Raw genomic sequence first — 22825 nt, 5'->3', positions numbered from 1 at the left:
TTATTTTAAATATTTTCAGCAGGTCTTTGCGCTGATAGAATGTGCGCCTTTATCGTACAAGTAAACTAACAACATAATTGAGGTTTCCCGTGAGCGAAGAAAAACAGTCTTTAAGTTATAAAGATGCTGGCGTTGATATAGATGCAGGTAATGCCCTAGTTGAAAATATTAAAGGTGCAGTAAAACGCACTACTCGTCCAGAAGTTATGGGAGGTCTAGGTGGTTTTGGTTCTGTCTGTCAACTTCCTACTGGTTATAAAGAACCAGTACTAGTCGCTGGCACTGATGGTGTTGGCACGAAATTACGTTTGGCCATAGATTTAGAGAAACATGATACTGTCGGTATCGATCTAGTTGCTATGTGCGTTAATGACTTAATTGTTCAAGGTGCAGAGCCATTATTTTTCCTCGATTATTATGCCACAGCAAAACTTGATGTAGAGGTTGCCTCTGCTGTTGTTGAAGGTATTGCTGAAGGTTGTGTACAAGCAGGTTGTGCGCTTGTTGGTGGTGAAACAGCTGAAATGCCAGGTATGTATCACAAAGGCGACTACGATATAGCTGGTTTTTGTGTTGGTGTAGCTGAAAAGTCACGTTTAATCGACGGAACTAAAGTTGCAGCAGGCGATCAACTTATCGCACTTGGCTCTTCAGGCGCACATTCAAACGGTTATTCTTTAGTACGTAAAGTATTAGAAGTGAATAACACTGATACTAATGACTTACTTGACGGCAAACCATTAGCAGAGCATTTATTAGCACCAACAAAAATTTATGTTAAATCTGTTTTAGAATTACTTAAGCATGTTGATGTACACGCATTATCACATATTACAGGTGGTGGCTTTTGGGAAAACATTCCTCGTGTTTTACCAGAAAGTGCACAAGCTATTATCGATGGTAAGAGCTGGCAATGGCCGTCTATCTTTAATTGGTTACAAACCAATGGCAACATCAGCGAACATGAAATGTACCGCACATTTAACTGTGGCGTTGGTATGATCATCGTAGTGCCAGCTGACGAAGTAGCTAACAGTATCGAAATCCTTAACGCTCAAGGTGAAAATGCTTGGCATATTGGTGAAATTGCTGATTTACAAGCAGGCCAAGAACAAGTCATTATTAACAAAGGTTAATCATTAATGCGAAGCCGAATTGTAGTACTCATTTCAGGCGGCGGCACTAACTTACAGGCGATTATTGATGCCAGTAAGCATGACAACTACAGCGGCGACATTGTCGCTGTAGTATCTAACAAAGCTGACGTTTATGGATTAACTCGAGCACAAGATGCTGACATTCCAACCTCTGTGTTATCTCATAAAGACTTTGATAGTCGAGAAGACTACGACAGTGCGCTGATAACTGAAATTAATCATTATCAACCTGATCTTATTGTTCTTGCCGGTTTTATGCGAATTTTAACCCCTAAATTCGTACAAAAATTTCAAGGGCGTTTAATCAATATCCACCCTTCTTTACTGCCTAAATATCAGGGTTTACATACTCATCAGCGAGCTATTGACGCTGGCGATAAAGAGCATGGTGTTAGCGTACACTATGTTACAGAGGAACTTGATGGTGGTCCTGTAATTCTGCAAGCTAAAGTCCCAGTATTTCCAGAAGACACTGCTGATGATCTTGCTCAAAGAGTACATCAACAAGAACACCGTATTTATCCGATGGTGGTAAATTGGTGCTGTACTAAACGGGTAACTATGGTAGAAGAACAAGCATTATTTGATGGTGTAATCTTACCAGTTTCAGGTTATGCTAGTGAAGAATAGCATTTAATTTAGAGAGTTTTCCATGTTGAAATCATTAGCTTATATCCCTTTGTTTTTATCTTGTATAACAAGCAGTGCACTAGCAGCAGACAAAGAAACAAGTAAAGTGATCCCAGCGTTTAGTGCAAAATATATTATTCTACACAACGATAAATCTGTTGGTGAAGCAACACGTAAACTAAGCTATTTAGACAATGGATTAGCAAAATACAGTTATCATACCAGTATTGAGTGGCTAATTTTTTCTGATGTTCGAGATGAAACCTCGATTGTAAAGCTTGAAGGTACTAAGGTAACGCCACAAAGCTTTGAGTATACCCGTGAGGGAACTGGCTCAGATAAACATTACAAATGGCGTTTCGATATTGACAACAATAAAGCTGTGGATGAAATAAAAAAACGAACTAAAAACGTTGAGTACCCAGAAAACATTCAAGACTCGCTGAGTTATCATTTACAACACCGACTTAATTTGATTGAAAATGCTAAACAAGAACACTTTGTTTACCCTGTTATTAAAACATCAGGCTCAATCAAAAATTATGTCTATCAGTATGACGGTGAAGAAGAGTTAATGTTGCCTTACGGTTTGGTAAAAACCATCAGGCTCAAACGTGAAGTTATTGAAAAAAAACGTATTACTTATGCTTGGTTTGCACCAGAATTAAATTACCTTTTAGTCAAGCTTAATCAAACGAAAGGTGATGTAAAGCAATTTGAAGCGCAACTAAAATCAATATCTCCACAAGCCAATAAATTAACGCCAACTCAATAATATACGGTTGTAAAACTTAAAACTAAAGTGGTTGTTATGCAGCCATTTTAGTTTCTTAAATATTTTTCTAATCCTGCTTACTCTGAAATACCAATTCACCTTTACAAAATAAGATCCCTTCACCTGCTTGCATTTTTTGCCATTTTTCATCGTCAGTTAAAGGTTGTGTGGCAATCACAGTTACAATGTCATTGTCAGTGGTCTCTTGATCAAAGTTAACTACCATTTCGGCATCAATCAAACTCGCTTTACCAAAAGGTGCGCGTCGCGTTAGCCAATGCAGGTTATTAGTGCAGTAAACTAATAAGAAGTCGCCATCCGTTAGTAGCAAGTTAAATACACCCAGTGTTTTAATTTGCTTACATAGCTCAATAATATAATGAAATAATATTTCGCTGTTAGGTTTGTCACCATCAAATTTTTGTAAAAGTTGATCTAATATCCAACAAAATGCTTGCTCACTATCTGTTTCTCCAACAGGTAGATGATATTTTGTTGCTAACTTTTGTTGGTAATCAGCTAACTGACCATTATGCGCGTAGGTCCAGTTTTTTCCCCACATTGGCCGAATAAAAGGATGGGTATTTACCAAAGATACATTACCTGAGTTTGCTTGACGTATATGACAAATAACCGTTTCACTTTTAATGGGATAATCAGTCACTAATTGAGCAATAGGTGAATGTGCGCTTGGTAGAGGGTCTTTAAAACTTCTGCAACCTTTTCCTTCATAAAAGGTAATGCCCCAGCCGTCTTTATGAGGCCCCGTATTACCGCCTCGCTGCATAAGGCCACTAAAGCTGAAACAAATATCTGTAGGTACATTGGCGCTCATGGCCATTAATTCACACATAAAATAAAACCAAAAAAAAGAAGAAAGAGAAACCAAGAAAGTACATCATGACAAGTGGTATATTATTCACCATAATCACTTTAAACGGTATGACTAAATATTATCTATAATAAGTATTAGTTATACATTTTACGTTGATATCGATATTAATTAATAGTGTTTTAACTCAAGACAAACAATATCAGGAGAAAAGCAGTCAAGTAATGATAAATAATTTGAAATTATGTAACAGACGAATTAAGCTTAAATAATCAATCTGGTCTGACCTTACTTATCGTTAGACCAAAATATTAACACTAAGGAAAAAATGTGGACTACTTAACTTGGATACTCATTGCTATAGCGTTGTGCGGGTATATGGCTTATTCACGCGCTTCACTATCAACATTCACTATATCATTTGCCCTACTCATGATTGTTGGCACTTTTTTCGATGTCATCGGTTTCTTCGGTTGGTTGCTATTTGTTATTATCGCTATTCCGTTAAACATAGCCGATATACGTAAACAGTATATTTCTAGCCCTTTACTCGCTATTTTTCGCGGCATTATGCCTGAGATGTCAGAAACGGAACAAGAGGCGATTGACGCTGGTACTACTTGGTTTGAAGCTGAGCTATTTCGTGGCACTCCCGATTGGAAAAAGTTACATAACTACCCTAAGCCTCGATTAAGTGCTGAAGAACAAGCCTTCCTAGATGGTCCAGTAGAAGAAGTTTGTCGTATGACAGATGACTGGGAAACTACTCACGAACTTGCTGATTTAACACCTGAAGTATGGCAATACTTAAAAGATAATAAATTTTTCGCCATGATCATCAAAAAGCAATACGGTGGTCTAGAGTTTTGTGCCTACGCACAATCACGTGTTTTGCAAAAACTTTCTAGTGTAAGTACCGTGCTATCTTCAACTGTTGGTGTACCTAATTCATTAGGCCCAGGCGAGTTGTTGCAGCATTACGGCACAAAAGAACAACAAGATCATTATTTACCACGTCTCGTAAAAGGTGACGAAATCCCTTGTTTCGCATTAACAAGCCCTGAAGCTGGCTCAGATGCTGGTGCTATTCCTGACTTCGGCATTGTTTGCCGTGGTGAGTTTAATGGTGAAGAAGTGTTGGGTATGCGTTTAACATGGAATAAACGTTATATTACGTTAGCACCTGTTGCTACTGTATTAGGCCTTGCATTTAAATTACAAGATCCAGACCACTTGTTGGGTGAAGAAGAAAACTTAGGTATTACCTGTGCTTTGATACCAACAGATCTTGAAGGTGTTATTGCTGGTCGTCGTCACTTTCCACTTAACGTCCCTTTTCAAAATGGCCCAACCCAAGGTGACGGCGTATTTGTACCACTAAGTTTCATTATTGGTGGTCCAGAAATGGCAGGACAAGGCTGGCGTATGCTGGTTGAATGTTTATCGGTTGGCCGAGCGATAACATTACCGTCAAACAGTACGGGTGGTATCAAATCTCTTGCATTGGCAACAGGTGCTTATAGCCGCATTCGTCGTCAATTTAAAATTTCTATCGGTAAAATGGAAGGTGTTGAAGAAGCCCTTGCCCGCATTGGTGGTAATGCTTACTTAATGGACGCGGTTACAACTATGTCGACAGGCGCTATTGATTCGGGTGAAAAGCCAAGTGTAGTGTCAGCAATTGCGAAATATCATTTAACTGAAAAAATGCGTTCTTGTGTGGCCGATGCTATGGATATTCATGGCGGTAAAGGTATTTGTATGGGGCCAGGTAACTACCTTGCTCGTGCTTACCAAGGTGCGCCAGTAGCAATTACTGTTGAAGGTGCAAACATATTAACACGCAGCATGATTATCTATGGTCAAGGTGCTATTCGCTGTCATCCATATGTTTTAGCTGAATTATCAGCGGCTAATAATAAAGACAATGACCAAGCAGTTAACGACTTTGATCATGCGTTATTCGGCCATATTGGTTTTGCTATTAGTAATATTTGTCGTAGCGTTTGGTTCTCATTTACGGGTAGCTATGCATTAAGCTCACCGTATAACGATGAAACTAGACGTTATTACCAGTTAATGACCCGCTTTAGTTCTAATTTAGCCATGCTTTCAGATATTGCTATGTTGACCCTTGGTGGCGATTTAAAGCGCAGAGAACGCATTTCAGCGCGTTTGGGTGATATTCTAAGTTACTTATACTTAGCATCTGCAACGCTTAAGCGTTATAACGATGAAGGACGTCAAAGTGCGGACTTACCTTTGGTTCAGTGGGCGTTAGAAGATAGCTTGTATAACGCTCAACAAGCTATTGATGAGTTAATTAGCAACTTCCCTAATCGTATAGTAGCTAAAGTATTACGTTTGATTATTTTGCCACTCGGTTGTTGGTTGAAAAAACCGTCTGATGTTACTGATCATAAAGTAGCCGCATTACTGCAGTATCCAAATGAAACTCGTACTCGTCTGGGACATGGACAATACCTTACGCGTGAAAAAGGCAATGTATTAGGCCTGTTAGAACAAACGCTTGAAGATATTATTGCTTGTGAGCCTATTTTTGACAAAATTTGTCGTGAATTAGGTCAGCGCCTGCCGTTTTATCAACTTGATTTGGTAGCTGAAAAAGGTCTAGCTGCGAATATTATTACTGAAGAAGAAGCAGCATTACTTACCGCAACAGAAGTTGCTCGTAAGGCGACTATAGATGTTGATGATTTTGATTCTGACTATTTAAAAGCGAGTAAGTAACACGCTTTACAATTAAAAATAATATCTAAGCCCATTACTGCATATGAATGCATAATGGGCTTTTTTTTAGCTAAATATTACGCAGTTAAAGTCCTCTATAGCCACGCCATATCAAGAAAGCATGTTAACTATTCACTCACAAATAACCTTAGCAGAAACACAACTCAATCATGATGAAAATAAATACAACCTGTAAAATTAAACGGCAATAACGTCGTAGCTAAGTTCAACCGGTTCTAATTAAATCTAATTAGTAAATTTACGGCTAATCAGCCAAAAGTGTGATAAAAACCATACAATCTCAAACAAATTCTAAAAAGGTTAATATGAATGAAATATGTGCAACTAGGAAGTAGCCCACTAGAGGTATCTAATATTTGTTTAGGCAGTATGACTTGGGGGGTGCAAAATAATCAAAACGATGCCAATGCTCAAATCGAATATGCCCAATCACAAGGTATTAACTTTATCGATACAGCAGAAATGTATGCTGTGCCTCCAACCGCCGAAACCTATGGAAAAACAGAAGCTATTATTGGTAATTGGCTAGCTGCTGACTCTTCACGACGCGAAAATATTGTATTAGCATCAAAAATTGCTGGTCCTGGATTCTCTTATATTCGCGATGGCAGTAAAATATCAGGCGCTAACGTTATTGCTGCGGTTGAAACATCATTAAAGCGTTTAAAAACTGATTATATTGATCTTTATCAATTACATTGGCCTAATCGCCAATCCCCCATTTTGGCAATCATTGGCCTAACGGTGTTAACCACTCTGCTGTTAATGTAGAACAACAAACATTAGAAATGCTAGATATTCTGCAAGGTTTAGATACTTGTGTTAAAGCGGGGAAAATTCGCTATTGTGGGCTTTCTGACGATACGCCATGGGGTATTAACCAATACCTTAAGCTTAGCGCGGAGCATAACTTACCTCGCATGGTATCTATTCAAAATGAATTCAGTTTATTACACACTAAAGATTCACCTTACCTGATAGAGAACTGTGTGCTTGAAGATATAGCATTTTTACCCTGGTCTCCACTTGCCACTGGCGCGCTCACCGGTAAGTACTTGAATGGTCAACGCCCAGAAGGTAGTCGCTGGACACTTACGCAACGCCATGGCCTTTTTCGCGATACAATCAATGCTGATGCTGCTATTGCCGCTTATGTCAAAATCGCTAAAAAGCATAAAATAACGCCAGCACATTTGGCTTTAGCTTGGTGTGAACAAGTCAGTGGTGTAACTTCAACTATTATTGGTGCAACCACTATGCAGCAGTTGAAAGACAATATAGCGGCATTTAAACAACCACTATCGACTGACGTGCTTGAAGAAGTTAATCAGGTACTACAACAATATCCAACACCGTATTAGCTTTATCTGAAGCTTATGTTTAATCGATATATAGCTGCTACGTTATGTTTCACTGCAGCTATATTTATTTTGCATATCTTTAACTGATAGTGAGGCTATTTCTTTTAAAACCTCTAGATCGATGTCTGCTAGTTTATTAATATACAAACAAGATTTACCCACTTTATGTTTACCCAATTTTTTTAATTGTGACTGAAAACTTGAAAATCCGGGCATAATATAAATAGCAATATTTTGCTTTCGAGGTGAGAAAGCAATAACCATACTATCGCCCTCTCGGCCACTTTCATATTTGTAATGGTATTGTCCAAAGCCAATGATACTGCCTTGTAAATTAGGCCTATACCCAGATACATCAGCTAATAAACTGACCAAATGTCGACTGTCATCTTGCTGAACTTGATCGGTTATATCAGCGAGAAATACGGTAACTTCATTCATAAGACTTCCTCTGTTGCTTATTAAGAAAAGTATAAACTAAAAATCACGGTGTAATCTCAACTTGATAATACAACCTGATATTAAACAACTTAATATTAGACGCTAGATCGAAAAAGGCTGTATTCCTGATGGAATACAGCCTTTAATTTTATGGTAATAAATTAATCTAGTTAGTGCCTAGATAACCTCTAAACTCTTAAACTTATAAGAAAGATAATAGCTCTTCATCTAACTGCATTAAGGTTTTAGGGTCTGCCATCATAGTTACCGCTAAAGATTTAGTGCGTGGTAATAAACGTTCAAAGTAAAATTCGGCCGTTTTAATTTTCGCACGATAAAAATCTCTATTTTCAACATCAGTAGCTAATTTTTCATAAGCCGCTTGTGCCATTTGTGCCCAGAAGTAAGCCATAACGATATAGCCAGAATACATTAAAAAGTCGACTGAAGCTGAACCAATAACGTCACGATCTTTTTTCGCTTTAAGGCCTAAACGAATAGTGTATTGTTGCCATTTCGCCACAGATGTACTTAAAGGCCAGATAAACTTATTCATTTGACGTTTATGTGGATTGTTCGAAATCATGCTTTGATCTTTACAGAAAATAAGCACTTCTTTAGCAAATGCATTTAAAGATTTACCACGTGTCATCAGTACTTTACGGCCTAATAAATCAAGCGCCTGAATGCCTGTTGTACCTTCATAAAGCGTTGAAATACGCGTATCACGAACAATCTGCTCCATGCCCCATTCTTTAATGAAACCATGACCACCAAAAATTTGTAAACCATGGTTAGCACTTTCCTGTCCAAGCTCAGTTAAAAATGCTTTTAAGATAGGTGTGATGAAACCTAAACGATTATCGGCTTTTTTACGTTCTTCTTCAGATTTAGCATTTTCTATTTCATCAACAAGTTTTGCTGTGTAATAGATCATGGCACGACCGCCTTCACTAATGGCTTTTTGTGTCATCAGCATTTTACGTACATCGGGGTGAACAATAATCGGGTCAGCCACTTTATCAGGGCTTTTAGTCCCTGATAGAGAACGCATAGACAAACGCTCTTTCGCGTAAATCAATGAGTTTTGATATGCTAGCTCAGCAGCACAAACACCTTGTAGTGCGGTACCAACACGTGCCGTATTCATAAAGGTGAACATACATTCTAAGCCTTTATTTTCAGGGCCAATCAACACACCTTTAGCATTATCGAAATTTAGTACTGCAGTTGCAGAGCCTTTAATCCCCATTTTGTGCTCAATTGAACCACAAGAAACATGGTTAAACTCACCAATATTACCTTGTTCATCAGTTTGCATTTTAGGCACAATAAAAAGAGAAATCCCCTTAGTACCGGCAGGTGCACCTGGTAATCTAGCAAGTACAATATGAATAATGTTCTCGGTTAAGTCATGCTCACCTGCTGAGATAAAGATTTTAGTACCTGTTAAATTATAAGTACCATCGCCATTTGGCTCAGCTTTAGTTTTCACTTGACCTAAATCTGTACCACATTGTGGCTCAGTTAAACACATAGTGCCGGTCCAAGAACCTTCAATTAATCGGGTAAGGTATAATTCTTTTTGCTCACTGGTACCGTGTGTATGAATAGTATTCATAGCACCGTGGCTTAGTCCAGGGTACATAGCCCAAGACCAGTTAGCGGTACCCATCATTTCTGACATAACCATGCCAAGAGATGCAGGTAAACCCTGACCGCCATGCTCAACAGCATGAGGTAAACTAGGCCAGCCACCTTCAACAAACTTTTGATAAGCTTCTTTAAAACCTTTAGGTGTTGTTACAGCACCATTGTTAAAGGTACAGCCTTCTTCATCACCGCTTTGATTAAGTGGCAGTAACTCATTTTCACTAAATTTTGCACACTCTTCCATAATGGCATCAACCAAATCGGGTGTTGCTTCTTCGAATTCAGGATGCTTTTGGTAATGGTCGTAATAATTGAATACATCTTCGAATAAAAATTTGATGTCTGCTATTGGCGCTTTATAACTTAGCATGGCTAACTCCTAACACTTTTAAAAATAATTTTTTTGCATTTCTGCATAACTGGTATCGAGTATACACAGATCTAAACACTGGTCCAACCACTATTTTATTATTTACTAAAACAAGTATCAAAGTTAACCTTTAAATATTTTAAATCATAAGGTTATATAAACTTCATGGTATGAAAATAATTATTAATTATGTAAAAAATACGGAAATTTTGAGGGCTTATATTCAAAATATGCTTTTAAAAAGGGGTGGAATTAGGTGAAATAGATATAATTTATGAAGATATATCTAAAGAAAAACTTCGGATTAAACAGTTAGCGAGCGCTTTATTCTTAGAAAAAATGACTAAAATGTTGACCACATTTGCTTTACGCCGATTAAATGCATAATGCCAATACCTAAGCAAATACTTGAACTCCAAATCCAGAACTCAGGTGTTCTACCTAGCGGGTTATTAATTAAAAAATAGCCTGCTACACCACGCAGTAAATAAATTACTGTAATCATCACTAATATAACGCGAAGAAAAGGTAATTTAACCATCATACCAGCGGCAGAAAAAGCATATAGCGACCAAACCATTAAAACAAAAATAATGCAGGATGTTATTAACGCTGGCTTGATACTACCCTGCTCTGCCATGATTGCCATTTGCTCGCCTGCGCCGAAAAATCGATACCAGCTAGCACCGAAATATATACAACCTACATGAATAGTAGCGGCGAATAGACTCATTATACCGGCAATAATTAGCATTATGTTCATCACTTAATCCTTTATTTAACCCCTTACTTAAAGCCCATTTTACTTAGTTCATTACGCTCAATTTTATTGGAAAACTTTTGACACGTTAAATTATTAATATATTAATAAACCGTTATTCAATGGATAAATATATATCGATTAATGCTTCATTCTCGATAACGTCTGTTTTTGAGAAATTAACAATGTCAATTTGAAAGCGTTCAGGTTCATTCATTTTTTATGTCTTAATCGTATTTTTTTAGCACAACGTAGAGCGAATACTTATAGCGTATTAGGGCAGGCTATTCTTCAGTAAGCCAATCAAGATAACATTGCATAAATAACTGCCAAAAATGCTGACAGCCTGAAACTTCAATTAATTGTTGTTTCAATTGTTGTAAAACAACTTCATCTGTCACAGTAGTGTCGTCGGGAAAAAATTGCGCTTGTGTTTGCTGACCATGCTCAAACAAAAGTTGAATACAGGCGATATAAGCCTCTAGACTTTCAGCAACTTGTTCTACTTCCCAACCATTATCGGCTAAAAATCCAGTGTAAACAGGCAATAGGTTCTCACGAATATCAACAAAGTAAGGATCACCTAGTTCTGTATCTCGAGCAAAAACCTGCCAAGATGATTGCCAGCACCCTGCTTCTTCACCAGACAAGTTTTCATTGGTGCTTGATTGCTCTAATTCGCTACCACCAAAACCCGTTTGCGCCTGATTTAATTCATCGATTGTCGTTACATTATTAAAACCCTGCGGACCGAAAAACACCTCTTTATTTGTCAAAGTATTTAACTTACTGATCAGTTCTTTATCTGTCATATCTACCTAATTATTTAAAAATAAAAATTTATACACGGCTTTGGCATTATCGAAAGGGCTTTATTAAAGCTTGCCATAAAGTGTTAGCGGCCATGAATTATGTATTTACTGAAGTGCTAGTTTACCTAAATGCTAGGCAGTATAAAGTTGTGTAGTTTTTAAAGCAAAGCCTACCTTATTGATCATTTATAATTCGTCTTAATATTGAAGTTAAGGCTACATCTTTGGGATTTTTAATATCTTTAATCACCAGGCTTATCACTGATGGGTCATTAACATGAGCAATTAACGTGGCTGTTAAATCCATTTGGGGTAGATTATTGATTTACCCGTTATCGTTTAAGAAGGTAGCCGTTAATAACAAGGCTTTATTTGTTCAAACGGTATTTTAACCAAAGTTTATAATACACGGCATTACAGGTTTGGTTATCATCCATTTTCCCATCTCTATCACAGTCTGAGCCTGTTAAGCCTTTTACAACTTCTGGCCCATATTCTTCAACATCGCTTGCCTCAGCTGGCACTACAATGGTGACTTTTGGCGAGTGGTCAATAAAATCAGCCACATTCTTATATGATGAAAACTCAGCTTCACTTACAAGCTGAGTAATATCACTCGTCGCGATGGCATTACTAACCAGGAACATGGATATTAAGAAAGCTAGGCTTATTGAATAGGCTTTTTTATGTCTCATTTTGGATCTTTGATTAGAGTTGTAAATGTTAATATTTCTCAAAATATCATAATTGATTGCATGTCTGCTATTTAAAACGTAGTTAACTCAATCAAAAGAATTAACTGAACCCTTTTAACCACAGTGCGAGCTTTGGAAAATGATCATTCACTGTATTCGGATGGGTTAATATATTAATGTGATCATAGTTAACCTGATTACCTGCTTGTTTAGAAAGCACTGAAAACTTTGCATTCCTGTTGTTGCATTCATCAATAAAAAGTTGCACATCTTGTTGGTGACCTAATGCATAATCACTAATACCAGTAAGGTGCCATGTAGGTGGCCAAGTTATATTTTGTGCAGCAGTGTAATAGTCAAAGCCATCATTTAGGTCATGCCACTTTCCAGGGATAACCCATGTAATACTTTCTTCGAGCGACTTTTTTGTTTCACTATCAGAGCCAAATCTGAATTTTTTCGCATCAAAATAACCGTTCTTCTTTGCTAATATTGGTGCAATATAACGCCACATAAATCCTAATTTAAAATAAGCTTCCATGGTTTTCGCCGTTACTACTCGCTTAGTACCAAAACACGTTTTACTGTGTACTTTGTCAAGCCACTTTGGGTAGCGAGCTAAAAAGCTACTGATTAATACACCACCCCAAGAATGAGCGATAAGGTGCATTTTTTGTGGGTTAATACTCTGTATTTTTTCTAAAAATAACGCAATATCGCAGGTAATGGTTTCGTGTTGACCAAAAGTTGATTGTGAATTAATGGCTGGAAGGCTTTTACCGCGGCCACGCAAATCCGCTACATAAACATCAAAACCTTGTTCGGCAAGATAGCAAGCTAGCCCTTTACCTTTTTCTGTGTAAAAGATAAAACCGTTTTCTATTAAACCATGCAACATAAATATTGGCACACCGCCTTTGCGCTGCCATATATGACGTAAGTGAAGTTGCTCTTCGCCTTCAGTAATATAAATTGATTCTTGTTGCATTAATGCTTACTCGTTATGTTTATAGAATTAATTTTTCGTGCTTTGACAACGTACCTTGATAATTCATGGGGATAATAAACCCCTTTGACATATGGTCTGACCAGGCAAGTAGGTTACTCATTTTTAAACATAAGAACAAGTGACATAAATCAATGCGATTATCATTTATCACACATATAAGCTTTCTATATAGGTATAAAGGCGCGTTGGCAGAATATTTATTGTGCCGATAACAGTTTGTTACTTTACCAGCAGCAGAAAACTGCCTAAAATTAAAAATGAATTACTGTAGGAGAATAATGAATGTTATTTAATCATTATTTATTTGCAGTAAAACGACAAGCTGTTTCATGGAATGAAAAGATCCAACCCACGGATAGGGCCAGCAATTTGGATCACCCTCTATAGCTTGGAGTTTTTATGATTGATTTATTATTTGATATCATTGGCATGTCTGGAACTGTGTTAGTTGTAGGAGCATTTATCATGCTACAACTTGAAAAGTTAAATCCTAAAAGTTTAACCTATAACCTTACCAACCTTATTGGTGCAATTTTACTGCTTATAAGTCTTTGCTACAATTTCAATTTAGCAAGCTTTGTTATTGAGCTTTTTTGGATTGCAGCATCTGTTATTGGTTTGTTTAAATATTACACAAAACCAAAACAAACAGTGAGCGTTTAATAACCAGTATAATTAAGTACTAAAACTTATGTTGAGTCAGTTACACTAATTGAAGCGATATAGGTTTTAGTTGATTTAACCCCCATTTTTTGTCGTATTTAACACCAGTTCTTAATTTCTCTAGAAAATTTACCTTTATCTCTTGCGTTAGCTATTCATACACGTATCATGCCGCCCTATTTTTAAGTTTATATCGTCGGAAACCTTGTCAAATGAGAAAATTACTTACCTCGCCTAACGCCATGTCATTGAGTACAACAGAACAAATAATTTACCAAAATGCATTGTCGTTTGTCGCTGACCTTAGCCTGAATTTAATGGCGGTAAAAGTAGATAATCACCCAGACAATTTTCTTGATTGGTGTAGAGAGTTACACCGTATTTGCTTACATGAAATAAACCAAGAACTACTTGAACCTGAGCAACAAAAGCCACTAAAAAAACTACAAGAAACCCTATCAAACGGTGTTAGCGCTTGCCAATTAAAAATGGCCCGTGTTATTCCTTGGCCGATATTCGCTAGTTTTGTTCAAGAACACAGCGTGCTACAAGCGTTACCAGAAAGATTAAAGTTATTAGATTACATCGCAAACTTACCGTCTAAAAAACTATCTGAAATGATAGATGAAGACAAACTTGTTTTTACCGGTAAACATACAGCGCAGCACGACATTAGCGTATATGACTTTGATGTGGAGTGGTTTGCAGGCACACGCGGCGCAAAAACTTTTCACCAACTATTAACGTCTCACCCAGAAAAATTTGATTTAGCTCTTGAGAGTATTCCGCTTGAAGGCGAAGTTACATTGGCACACTATCAAAGCTTTGTTGAAGCATATAAGGCAATTTTCTCTGCCCATGCTAGCGATGTTAAAGTACCGTTAAGTGCCGCAACACGTTTACTTGCTATGCGCCGACCAGATCAGTTTATTGCACTAACGAGTGCTAAAATAGATATTCTTTCGCAAGGCTTAGGCCTAGTAAAACTCAATAATCAAAGTTTTGATGATTATTGGCATGAAATGATTGAGAGTATCCGAAATACGCAATGGTGGCGCAGCGAAATGCCAGAAGATGACGTTGAACTTCAGCTGTGGAAAAACCGTGCTATTTTGATTGATTTATTTTTATTTGCTGATAAATCTTTAGCAGAAAATTCAAACTATATTCGTATGCGCGACAAGCCTAAAAAAATTAAAATTGGTGTGGCTAAAGCCGTTAAACGCAGTAAAGCGTCTGCAGAGGCTATCGTTGATAAAGCGTTTGAAGCCGATGATATTCCTGACTTCATTCTAAACATGCGCAGCACAATAGTTAATAGTGTTAAAGATGGTAAAACAGTTGACCAAGCGATTACCTTAATGCGCAATATTTTTGGTTAATTAACTACCTACTAAAAAGCAAATAATAACTTTAATATTAAGCCCAATTTTTATTGGGCTTTTTTATGTATTTTAATTCAAGTTAAAAATAAGCTGCAGTCGCTTACTTATTGACAGTAAATTTTTATATGCCAACTATTTACTCATTTGATTGGTAAAGAGTCCATTTTAATCCAAGCCCAATAGCGTAATTAAGATCTTTTTTAAATAGTGGGCTTTGCTCATTACTTGCCCCTTTATAAAACCCAACTTTAGTGCTTAAAAATATTGAAATATTTTCGCGAATTTTAAATCGATTAACTAATGTTGCTTCGGTTCCCAAGTACCCTCCTTTTGCCAAATAAGCAGGTCGTTCACTCGTGCTAAACGCTTCATCAACTTGATAAAAATACTGATGTGTTTTTTTCGTTGCAAATAAGGATGAAAAAGTAGCTTTAAATGAGTCATTGTCGCTAAAAAGATGTTTACCTTGATATGATATTTCCGGCTGAAATATATACCCTCGATCATCAATATTGGAGAAATCAGTCGAAAACACCTGACGAAGTTGTAAGTTTAGCCATGTTTCACTTTCCTTAGTATTATTCAACATAACACTGACCTCTGGACCAAGCTCAAAAATAAAATCTAAGTCTGGCATACCCTCTCGAACTTTAGCGTCATCTGAATTAGCCGCGAAAGCTGCACCAAGCGATAAATCGACTTTAAAACGAGGTTTATCAACGGCCATTGCTTTAATAACACCACCTTCCCCAACTCTTAGTCGTTTTCCTCTATATATGACAAAAGGTACAGGTAGAAACTTGCTTTGGGTTTCAGCTGCTCCAGGATAAAGTGGACTATTAAATACCGCAACAAAAGCCCCGGCTTCCCATTTGGGTTTATCAGTACTTGTGCTCATTTCTGGCAATTCATTCATCGCTTGCACGTTAAACGACAGAGATAAATTTAAAACGGTGATGATGCTAAAAATAATTCGATTAAAAGGAACTCTTAATTTTTGCATTCGCCTCTACTTATTATATTTTTAGTGGTGGAATTTAGTTTGATATTTTTCTTAACTTAACGAGATAAAAAAAATGACGCTTTGCGCCAAAATTCTCGAGTATTTAACCTACTTCCCTCTCAATAAGTTTAATAAAACATTAGCGTTGACTTAGATCAAGGATTAAATTTCCCAGTAGACCATACTGATATTTAAGCCTTTAATTTATTAACCATAACTCAATACCGAAAATATCAACATTTTTTTGTGCGATAATCATTCATAATCTATGAAAGATAAATGAATATAGCCGCTCGATATTAGCGAGGCTATAATAAATAATATATTAGCGACCATGAATTCGCGAGTAGATCACAAGCCGATATAAAAGGTACTTTTACCGATTAGCATATCCGCTAAGTATTTACTGAATATGGATTTAATTCTGTGATAAATTAAATACCACAGTTGAAAACACAGAGAGAACTATGCAATTACGAAAACAGCAACCATCTAGTGTCGACTGGTCTAAATACCTAAAATCTGGGAATAGAATATTTATTGGCTCTAATGCAGCAGTACCTAATGCATTAATTGAAGATATTATTGCCAACAGCCAAGGTTTACATGACATTGAAGTTGTGCATATTTTAACGCTTTCAAATGATGTTTGGGTTGAGCCAAAACATCGTGATCTATTTAAAGTAAACGCTTTTTTTATTGGCGGCGAAAAAATTCGTAATGCCATTAATGAAGGTCGGGCTGACTATACCCCTACTTTTTTATCTGAAATTCCCAAATTATTTAATGAGAATATTTTACCCTTAGATGTTGCTTTAATCATGGTAAGTCCGCCCGATGAATATGGCTACTGCTCGCTAGGTGTTAGTGTTGATATTATTCAAGCAGCAATCAATAAAGCAAAATATGTTATTGCTCAAATTAATCCCAACATGCCCCGCACAAACGGCCACAGTTTTGTGCATATAAATCAAATTCACGATCATATGACCGTAAAGCAATACTTGCCTGAAACTCCAGTCCCCGTGGTTGATAGAGTAACCGAACAAGTAGGTCAATATGTTGCTATGTTGGTTGAGAATGGCTCTACTATACAAATTGGTATTGGTAATATACCTTCTGCGGTACTGCGCTATTTAGCCAAACATAAAGACTTAGGTGTGCATAGTGAATTGATTTCCGATGGCATTATCGACTTAATGCTTTCAGGTGTAATTAACAACCGTAAGAAAACCTTTCATAAAGGTAAAACCGTTGTCAGTTTTTGTGTGGGTACACGTCGTTTATATAAATTTGTTGATGGTAATCCGCATGTAGAGTTTTACCCAAGCGAACATGTTAACTCACCGGTAAACATTGCGCGTAATGACAATATGGTTTCAATTAATAGTGCTATTGAAGTCGACCTTACAGGCCAAGTGGTATCAGATTCTATTGGTTATCATTTTTATAGTGGTATTGGTGGGCAAGTAGACTTTATTCGTGGCGCTTCTTTAAGTAAAGGCGGCAAACCTATCATTGCCCTACCTTCTACCACCAAAGACGGTAAAATATCGCGCATAGTAGCGCACATTACCGAAGGCGGAGGCGTAGTAACATCTAGAGGACATGTGTCTTATGTGGTTACCGAATACGGTATTGCTTCACTGCAGGGCAAAAGTATTCGCGAAAGAGCATTAGAGTTAATTCGTATTGCACATCCTAAATTTCGAGACCAATTACTTAGAGATGTTCGTAAAAATTACTGGGTTCCTGAGTATCAAGAAAACACGCCAACATCAGTACCTGAACTTGGAGAAGTTGAAATTAAACGTTTCACCTTTGCTGATTCAGAATACTTTCTACGCGCCCTATCTCCAGCAGACGAGCGTAAGCTACAAGAGTTTTTTTATTCTCATAATCAAGAAACTTTAATGATGCGCTACAACCATCATACAACTCAAATGACTCGTGAAAAATCTTGTGATTTAGTCAGTGTTAATCAACATGTTGATTTAGCATTGTGCTTAACCGAAAGAGATAATAAAGGTGAGTCTATCCAAGGTGTTGGTCGATATTATTACCTTGAAGGAAATAATAGTGCTGAAGTTGCTTTTGTCATTAAAGAAAGTAAGCGCGGCAAAGGTATGGCGAAAGCATTACTGACTGAAATAATCACCATTGCTAGAATTCGTGGCATTGATCAGTTAGTCGCCAGTGTAAGACGAGACAATGCACCTATGCTAAAAGTATTTGAAAAGGCAGGCTTTTTAAGAAAGCCATCGGATGGTTATGACGAAGTAAGTTTAGTTTACACGTTATAAATAGCAGACATGAATAAAAATTGAATAGTTAAGTTATGAGTAAGTAAAACTTAGCATATAAGATATTAAGGAATGTAAAAATATGACCGTTGGCGTAATTAGTCACCACCAATGCTTAACCCACGATATGGGCGATCATCATCCCGAAGCGCCTGCTCGAATGGCAGCCATACAAGATCAGCTTATTCGTAGCGGTCTCGATTATGTTATTAAACAGTTTGATGCTAATCCTATCGATAAAGAATTACTTTATTTAGCTCATGACAAAAACTATATAGAGTCAATTTTTGCTAATGCACCAAGCGAAGGTACCTACAACGTTGATGACGATACCGTCATGAACCCAAACACGCTTAATGCAGCCCTACTTTCTGCAGGAGCTGCAAAAGACGCGGTAGATTTGGTCATGTCAAAAGAGATCTCATCTGCGTTTTGCGCTACCAGGCCTCCCGGTCACCATGCTGAATACGATAAAGGCATGGGATTTTGTTTTTTTAATAATGTCGCTATTGCTGCAGCCTACGCTAAAGAAAAATATAAACTCAAACGGGTCGCTATTGTAGATTTTGACGTTCATCACGGCAACGGCACAGAAAATATTATTAAGGATAAAAAAGGGTATTTATTTTGTTCTACATATCAATATCCCTTTTATCCCTTTGAAGTTCAAGAAAGTACTAAACCGCCCATCATTAATACACCATTAGCGGCAACGACTAAAAGTAATGATTTTAGACACGCTATTTTGGAGCATTGGTTACCTGCATTAAATAAGTTTAAACCACAAATTATCTTCATTTCTGCTGGCTTCGACGCGCACATAGAAGATGACATGTCACAAGTGTGTTTAGTCGATGAAGATTATCGTTGGGTAACTGACCAAGTTAGAGATATTGCCGAAAAGTATGCTGATGGTCGCATTGTTTCGGTACTAGAAGGAGGGTATGCACTTAATGCCTTAGGAAGAAGTGCTGTAGCGCATATTAATGGCTTAATTGGCTACTAGTAATCACTAATATACATCGTATTTATAAATTCTAATTTATAGTTATACGGCTTAATTGAATGTTATACACCCAAAGTATCAACTTTAGGTGTGTAACATTTTAATGAAAACTACTTAAACATAATTTCTCTTAATCTATATTCGCCTGTTAATGTTCTAACATTTGGATAGGTTTTAGTAATTTCACGAGAATTATCTTGATTAGCCTTACCCCAACTTTTCATAAAGGTATTGTATTTTTCCTTATTCGGGTCCAAGTCACTACTATTTTCAAAAATCACCATTAAAATCATATTAAAATCACCGCTTTGTGGTAATTCACTGCCATAGATTTTCCAATCTTTAATGTAGCCTAATTTTTTTTGCAAGCGTACCGCTTTTATCCAACTTTCTCGAAGCCCCGCCAAGTATACATTTTCCATATTGGGATCAATACGTACCGTGGTCATGACAATAATTTCAGTTCCAAGATCATAGTCTTTATAGATCTCAAGCTCAGCTTGAGAAGAAAAGGCAAAGAGTATGCAACATAAACTTAAAAACTTTACGATATGTTTCATTTTTACTCTCCATTAAAACCGAGAATTCGGCAGGGAAAGTATAGTTATTGGAAGCTGAATTGCGAATGAATTGCGAAATTAGACTATAAAGTCTGATAAATGGAGGGATTCAATATTAACATTGTGCGTTTATTAAATTTTAATATAAACGCACAATTGTCTTGATGCAGCAGGTAAAATTTTAAAAAACTATTTTTCTTCAAATGCACGAACAGCAGGCTTAACCAATATCTCAAGATAAAACGTAGTAGTGTCTTCAGTTAAAATCGTATCAATTTCTTGGCTAATCGTTGACACATGAATAACGTCAGCAGTTTGCTCTGTTTTACCAATTTTACAATCGAAATCCCAATAGTCCGCACCTTCAGGTAACGTTTTATTACGTTCACGTTTTATGTATTTTTTAACTTCGTGTTTAGCTGACTCAACCATTCTAGCGAGTTTAATTTTAGGGTGGGTTAACTCGAATGTTTTTTTCATGAAATTCCTTGGGGCAAATAATAGTGCGCTCTACAGTAAATTATATTCTATAAAGCTAATATCGCTATTTTACGTAAACATTTCACTAATAGCCATACTTCTTCTGATCTTAGTTAAATAACCTGCACAGGTAATGATGTAATATTCTTAATTACAATCTGGTATTTTTTAAAGCACAGATTCAATAAATAAAAGTATTTAATTTAGGTCCAAAAAAAGGCCGTTTAATAACGGCCTGTATATGATTAATTGCTAATCAGTTGAGATTAAGGGCTTTCAAAAGCGTTTGATTGCTCTACTTCAAACTTCTTCTTTTGCTTAGCAGATAAGACACCCTTACGATGTGCTAAAGCAGCCTCAAGCTTGCTCGCTGAACTTGCTATTGCGGCATACAACTCTTTATCAGCGGCGTTAACTGAGACAGTCGCGCCCTCATAACTGGTGGATACTTCTAACTTCTGTTGATGTGGTTCTACGGTAATAATGACTTCTAGGGTCATTAGGCTTGGGAAATGTTTAGCAATTTTAGCAAACTTGTTTTCAATTGCTTGGTTGATACCTTCGGTAATTTCAACGTGATGTCCAGAAATGATTATTTTCATATTGCTACCTTTTTTGTTGTCTTCAATTATATACTCAGGGCGATGACAACAAAAAACAATAGCTAAAATGAACTAATTTGTAATCTTACGCTAAATAATTGAAATAATTAATAAAAGTCAGCTTGAATATCTAACGACCTAACCGTTAGTGATCGTTTTTTAATCGAGATATTGTGCTAACAATAGCCAATACTAGACCACCTGCAACAATTCCGGTAATTCCATCGAGCAATATCGATAAAATACTTTCTGAAAAAGTACCTAAATATCCACCTATCCATTGTTCAATATTTGTAAATTGACCATTAAGCCATGAAAAACTATGAACAATAATACCTCCACCAACAAGGAACATTGCAATAGTGCCCACAACCGTTAATAACTTCATAAGAAATGGAGCAAAAACAAGTAAACCTCGCCCGACAGATCTTTGCATGGCATTGAAGCGCCCTGCCACAGATTTACGAAGTAAATAAAGTCCTAAGTCATCTAGCTTTACAATTGCGGCAACAAGCCCATATACGCCAATGGTAATCGCTATAGCGAGTAAAGAAACAACTAAGACTTGGGTCTGAAAAGGTGCGTCTTGTACTGAGCCTAAAACAATAACCACAATTTCGGCCGAAAGTATATAATACGAAAACTTTATATTTAGCACACTTTTTTTGGAATTACTTATTTACAGGCTATAGTGAAATTTGTTGTGATTTTTGATCTACAGCGGACATGACAGAACGATAACATTCCGCTAGCATTTTCCTGATAGCTGACATTCCCCCGTAGATGAAATCAGGTTGCGTTTGATAATAACTTAACCAGTGAGTCGTTCAGGCTGAATGTGAACAAAGCCACCAAACCAGTCATTCATCATTTATTAGTTAACGCTAACAAAGTACGCAGAGAGGAAATCAGCTGTCAAAAGTTTTCCATCTATTTTCTAAAATTTCAAAATCTATACTACTATTTATATAGTGTTGTTGGCTTTCCTCCAAAGTCACGAAATGAGGAAAGTATGCTTTTTATTCCGCCCAAATGAAAAGTACTATTCATCAGGGACTTATACAAAGGAGAGCAATATGAAGAAAGAAATATTATTGATATTATCGGTTTTTATTGCAGCATGTGATTCTGGTAGCTCTAATCTGTCTGGAAATTATGGTGGGGAAAATTGTGATGGATTATTTGAATTTAAATCAGATGGTTCTGTTTACATTAGATCATCCCCTGACAGTGCTCCAAATGCTTGGACATATGAGCGTGAAGGAGACAAAGTTATACTCGACATAGCAGGTCGGAAACCTGTAATGACTTTAGAAGGTGATGTTCTCGTATCACAACTCTGGGGTAAGTGCGTAAAGCAATAAGTACAAGTATAGCAAGTTGCTTAAACAGAAACATAACAGTTGGCATCGCTTCGCGATTATAGCCAACCATTATGTTTCCGTTTAAGCAAGGCTACATGGACTCCCCTTTGTCAAGCAATACATGTATTGCTCGAAACTGATTTGTCACCAACAAACAGCTCAGTCTGAATGTGAACAAAGCCACCCAAAGCG

Annotated in this window: 21 protein-coding genes and 1 pseudogene; 10 read left to right on the top strand and 12 right to left on the bottom strand. The window is 36.9% G+C overall.

From position 1 onward, the window contains the following. Nucleotides 1–89 precede the first annotated feature (89 nt). Genes purM through DBO93_RS07880 form a run of 3 tightly spaced genes read left to right on the top strand, consistent with a single transcriptional unit; the run spans nucleotide 90 to nucleotide 2562 of the window. Nucleotides 90–1136 carry a phosphoribosylformylglycinamidine cyclo-ligase gene (purM, locus tag DBO93_RS07890; RefSeq protein ID WP_108455833.1) on the top strand — a complete coding sequence of 349 codons (1047 nt, stop codon included), beginning with the start codon at nucleotides 90–92 and terminating at the stop codon, nucleotides 1134–1136. Between the two features lie 6 nt (nucleotides 1137–1142). Next, a complete protein-coding gene (gene purN / locus DBO93_RS07885; RefSeq protein ID WP_108455832.1) occupies nucleotides 1143–1787 on the top strand; it encodes a phosphoribosylglycinamide formyltransferase in 645 nt (214 codons plus the stop codon). 22 nt (nucleotides 1788–1809) lie between these two features. Beyond that, nucleotides 1810–2562, top strand: coding sequence for a DUF3108 domain-containing protein (locus DBO93_RS07880; protein ID WP_108455831.1), 753 nt, complete (start codon nucleotides 1810–1812; stop codon nucleotides 2560–2562). Nucleotides 2563–2629: 67 nt separating this feature from the next. Here the strand turns inward: DBO93_RS07880 and DBO93_RS07875 are convergent, their stop codons facing one another. Continuing rightward, on the bottom strand, nucleotides 2630–3415 hold the full coding sequence (locus tag DBO93_RS07875) for a class II glutamine amidotransferase (protein WP_108455830.1): 786 nt from the start codon (nucleotides 3413–3415) through the stop codon (nucleotides 2630–2632). 309 nt (nucleotides 3416–3724) lie between these two features. Here DBO93_RS07875 and fadE point away from each other — a divergent pair, with 309 nt between their 5' ends. Continuing rightward, nucleotides 3725–6145 carry an acyl-CoA dehydrogenase FadE gene (gene fadE / locus DBO93_RS07870; RefSeq protein ID WP_108455829.1) on the top strand — a complete coding sequence of 807 codons (2421 nt, stop codon included), beginning with the start codon at nucleotides 3725–3727 and terminating at the stop codon, nucleotides 6143–6145. A gap of 330 nt (nucleotides 6146–6475) precedes the next feature. Beyond that, nucleotides 6476–7527: pseudogene (locus DBO93_RS07865) on the top strand (aldo/keto reductase). Nucleotides 7528–7569: 42 nt separating this feature from the next. Here the strand turns inward: DBO93_RS07865 and DBO93_RS07860 are convergent. The 6 genes from DBO93_RS07860 to DBO93_RS07835 form a co-directional block, all read right to left on the bottom strand. Beyond that, the gene (locus tag DBO93_RS07860; RefSeq protein ID WP_108455828.1) at nucleotides 7570–7968 is read right to left on the bottom strand and encodes a DUF1801 domain-containing protein; all 399 of its coding nucleotides are present in this window, start codon (nucleotides 7966–7968) and stop codon (nucleotides 7570–7572) included. A 202-nt stretch (nucleotides 7969–8170) separates the two neighbouring features. Further along, nucleotides 8171–9991, bottom strand: a complete 1821-nt coding sequence (locus tag DBO93_RS07855; RefSeq protein WP_108455827.1) for an acyl-CoA dehydrogenase C-terminal domain-containing protein — start codon at nucleotides 9989–9991, stop codon at nucleotides 8171–8173. Nucleotides 9992–10334: 343 nt separating this feature from the next. Then, nucleotides 10335–10754 carry a hypothetical protein gene (locus tag DBO93_RS07850; protein WP_108455826.1) on the bottom strand — a complete coding sequence of 140 codons (420 nt, stop codon included), beginning with the start codon at nucleotides 10752–10754 and terminating at the stop codon, nucleotides 10335–10337. A gap of 281 nt (nucleotides 10755–11035) precedes the next feature. Then, nucleotides 11036–11563 carry a hypothetical protein gene (locus tag DBO93_RS07845; protein WP_108455825.1) on the bottom strand — a complete coding sequence of 176 codons (528 nt, stop codon included), beginning with the start codon at nucleotides 11561–11563 and terminating at the stop codon, nucleotides 11036–11038. 368 nt (nucleotides 11564–11931) lie between these two features. Continuing rightward, nucleotides 11932–12258, bottom strand: a complete 327-nt coding sequence (locus tag DBO93_RS07840; protein ID WP_108455824.1) for a hypothetical protein — start codon at nucleotides 12256–12258, stop codon at nucleotides 11932–11934. 100 nt (nucleotides 12259–12358) lie between these two features. Next, complete coding sequence (locus DBO93_RS07835) at nucleotides 12359–13246, bottom strand: alpha/beta fold hydrolase (protein ID WP_108455823.1); 888 nt, start codon at nucleotides 13244–13246, stop codon at nucleotides 12359–12361. Nucleotides 13247–13666: 420 nt separating this feature from the next. Between DBO93_RS07835 and DBO93_RS07830 the strand changes: the two genes are divergently transcribed. Continuing rightward, the gene (locus DBO93_RS07830; protein WP_108455822.1) at nucleotides 13667–13930 is read left to right on the top strand and encodes a hypothetical protein; all 264 of its coding nucleotides are present in this window, start codon (nucleotides 13667–13669) and stop codon (nucleotides 13928–13930) included. A gap of 212 nt (nucleotides 13931–14142) precedes the next feature. Beyond that, entirely contained in the window at nucleotides 14143–15312 is a 1170-nt protein-coding gene (locus tag DBO93_RS07825) for a hypothetical protein (RefSeq protein WP_108455821.1), read from the top strand. A gap of 139 nt (nucleotides 15313–15451) precedes the next feature. Here the strand turns inward: DBO93_RS07825 and DBO93_RS07820 are convergent, their stop codons facing one another. Then, on the bottom strand, nucleotides 15452–16318 hold the full coding sequence (locus DBO93_RS07820; RefSeq protein WP_108455820.1) for a MipA/OmpV family protein: 867 nt from the start codon (nucleotides 16316–16318) through the stop codon (nucleotides 15452–15454). Between the two features lie 467 nt (nucleotides 16319–16785). Between DBO93_RS07820 and DBO93_RS07815 the strand changes: the two genes are divergently transcribed. After that, complete coding sequence (locus DBO93_RS07815) at nucleotides 16786–18621, top strand: GNAT family N-acetyltransferase (protein ID WP_108455819.1); 1836 nt, start codon at nucleotides 16786–16788, stop codon at nucleotides 18619–18621. Nucleotides 18622–18703: 82 nt separating this feature from the next. Further along, nucleotides 18704–19627, top strand: coding sequence for a histone deacetylase family protein (locus tag DBO93_RS07810; RefSeq protein WP_108455818.1), 924 nt, complete (start codon nucleotides 18704–18706; stop codon nucleotides 19625–19627). A 110-nt stretch (nucleotides 19628–19737) separates the two neighbouring features. Here the strand turns inward: DBO93_RS07810 and DBO93_RS07805 are convergent, their stop codons facing one another. From DBO93_RS07805 to DBO93_RS07790, 4 genes are all read right to left on the bottom strand, one after another. After that, nucleotides 19738–20187 (bottom strand): hypothetical protein, encoded by a 450-nt coding sequence (locus DBO93_RS07805; RefSeq protein ID WP_108455817.1) that lies wholly within the window; start codon nucleotides 20185–20187, stop codon nucleotides 19738–19740. Nucleotides 20188–20376: 189 nt separating this feature from the next. Further along, nucleotides 20377–20667, bottom strand: a complete 291-nt coding sequence (locus DBO93_RS07800; RefSeq protein ID WP_108455816.1) for a DUF6172 family protein — start codon at nucleotides 20665–20667, stop codon at nucleotides 20377–20379. A 266-nt stretch (nucleotides 20668–20933) separates the two neighbouring features. Beyond that, nucleotides 20934–21269, bottom strand: a complete 336-nt coding sequence (gene raiA / locus DBO93_RS07795; RefSeq protein ID WP_108455815.1) for a ribosome-associated translation inhibitor RaiA — start codon at nucleotides 21267–21269, stop codon at nucleotides 20934–20936. 145 nt (nucleotides 21270–21414) lie between these two features. Beyond that, nucleotides 21415–21927 (bottom strand): DUF808 family protein, encoded by a 513-nt coding sequence (locus DBO93_RS07790; protein ID WP_275403667.1) that lies wholly within the window; start codon nucleotides 21925–21927, stop codon nucleotides 21415–21417. Between the two features lie 418 nt (nucleotides 21928–22345). Here DBO93_RS07790 and DBO93_RS07785 point away from each other — a divergent pair, with 418 nt between their 5' ends. Continuing rightward, nucleotides 22346–22633 (top strand): hypothetical protein, encoded by a 288-nt coding sequence (locus DBO93_RS07785; protein WP_108455813.1) that lies wholly within the window; start codon nucleotides 22346–22348, stop codon nucleotides 22631–22633. The last annotated feature ends 192 nt before the right edge of the window (nucleotides 22634–22825 follow it).

The sequence above is a fragment of the Colwellia sp. Arc7-D genome, assembly GCF_003061515.1.
GTDB lineage: Bacteria > Pseudomonadota > Gammaproteobacteria > Enterobacterales > Alteromonadaceae > Cognaticolwellia.
Note: the sequence above shows the minus strand (reverse complement) of the source record. Positions and strands in the feature narration are given on the sequence as shown.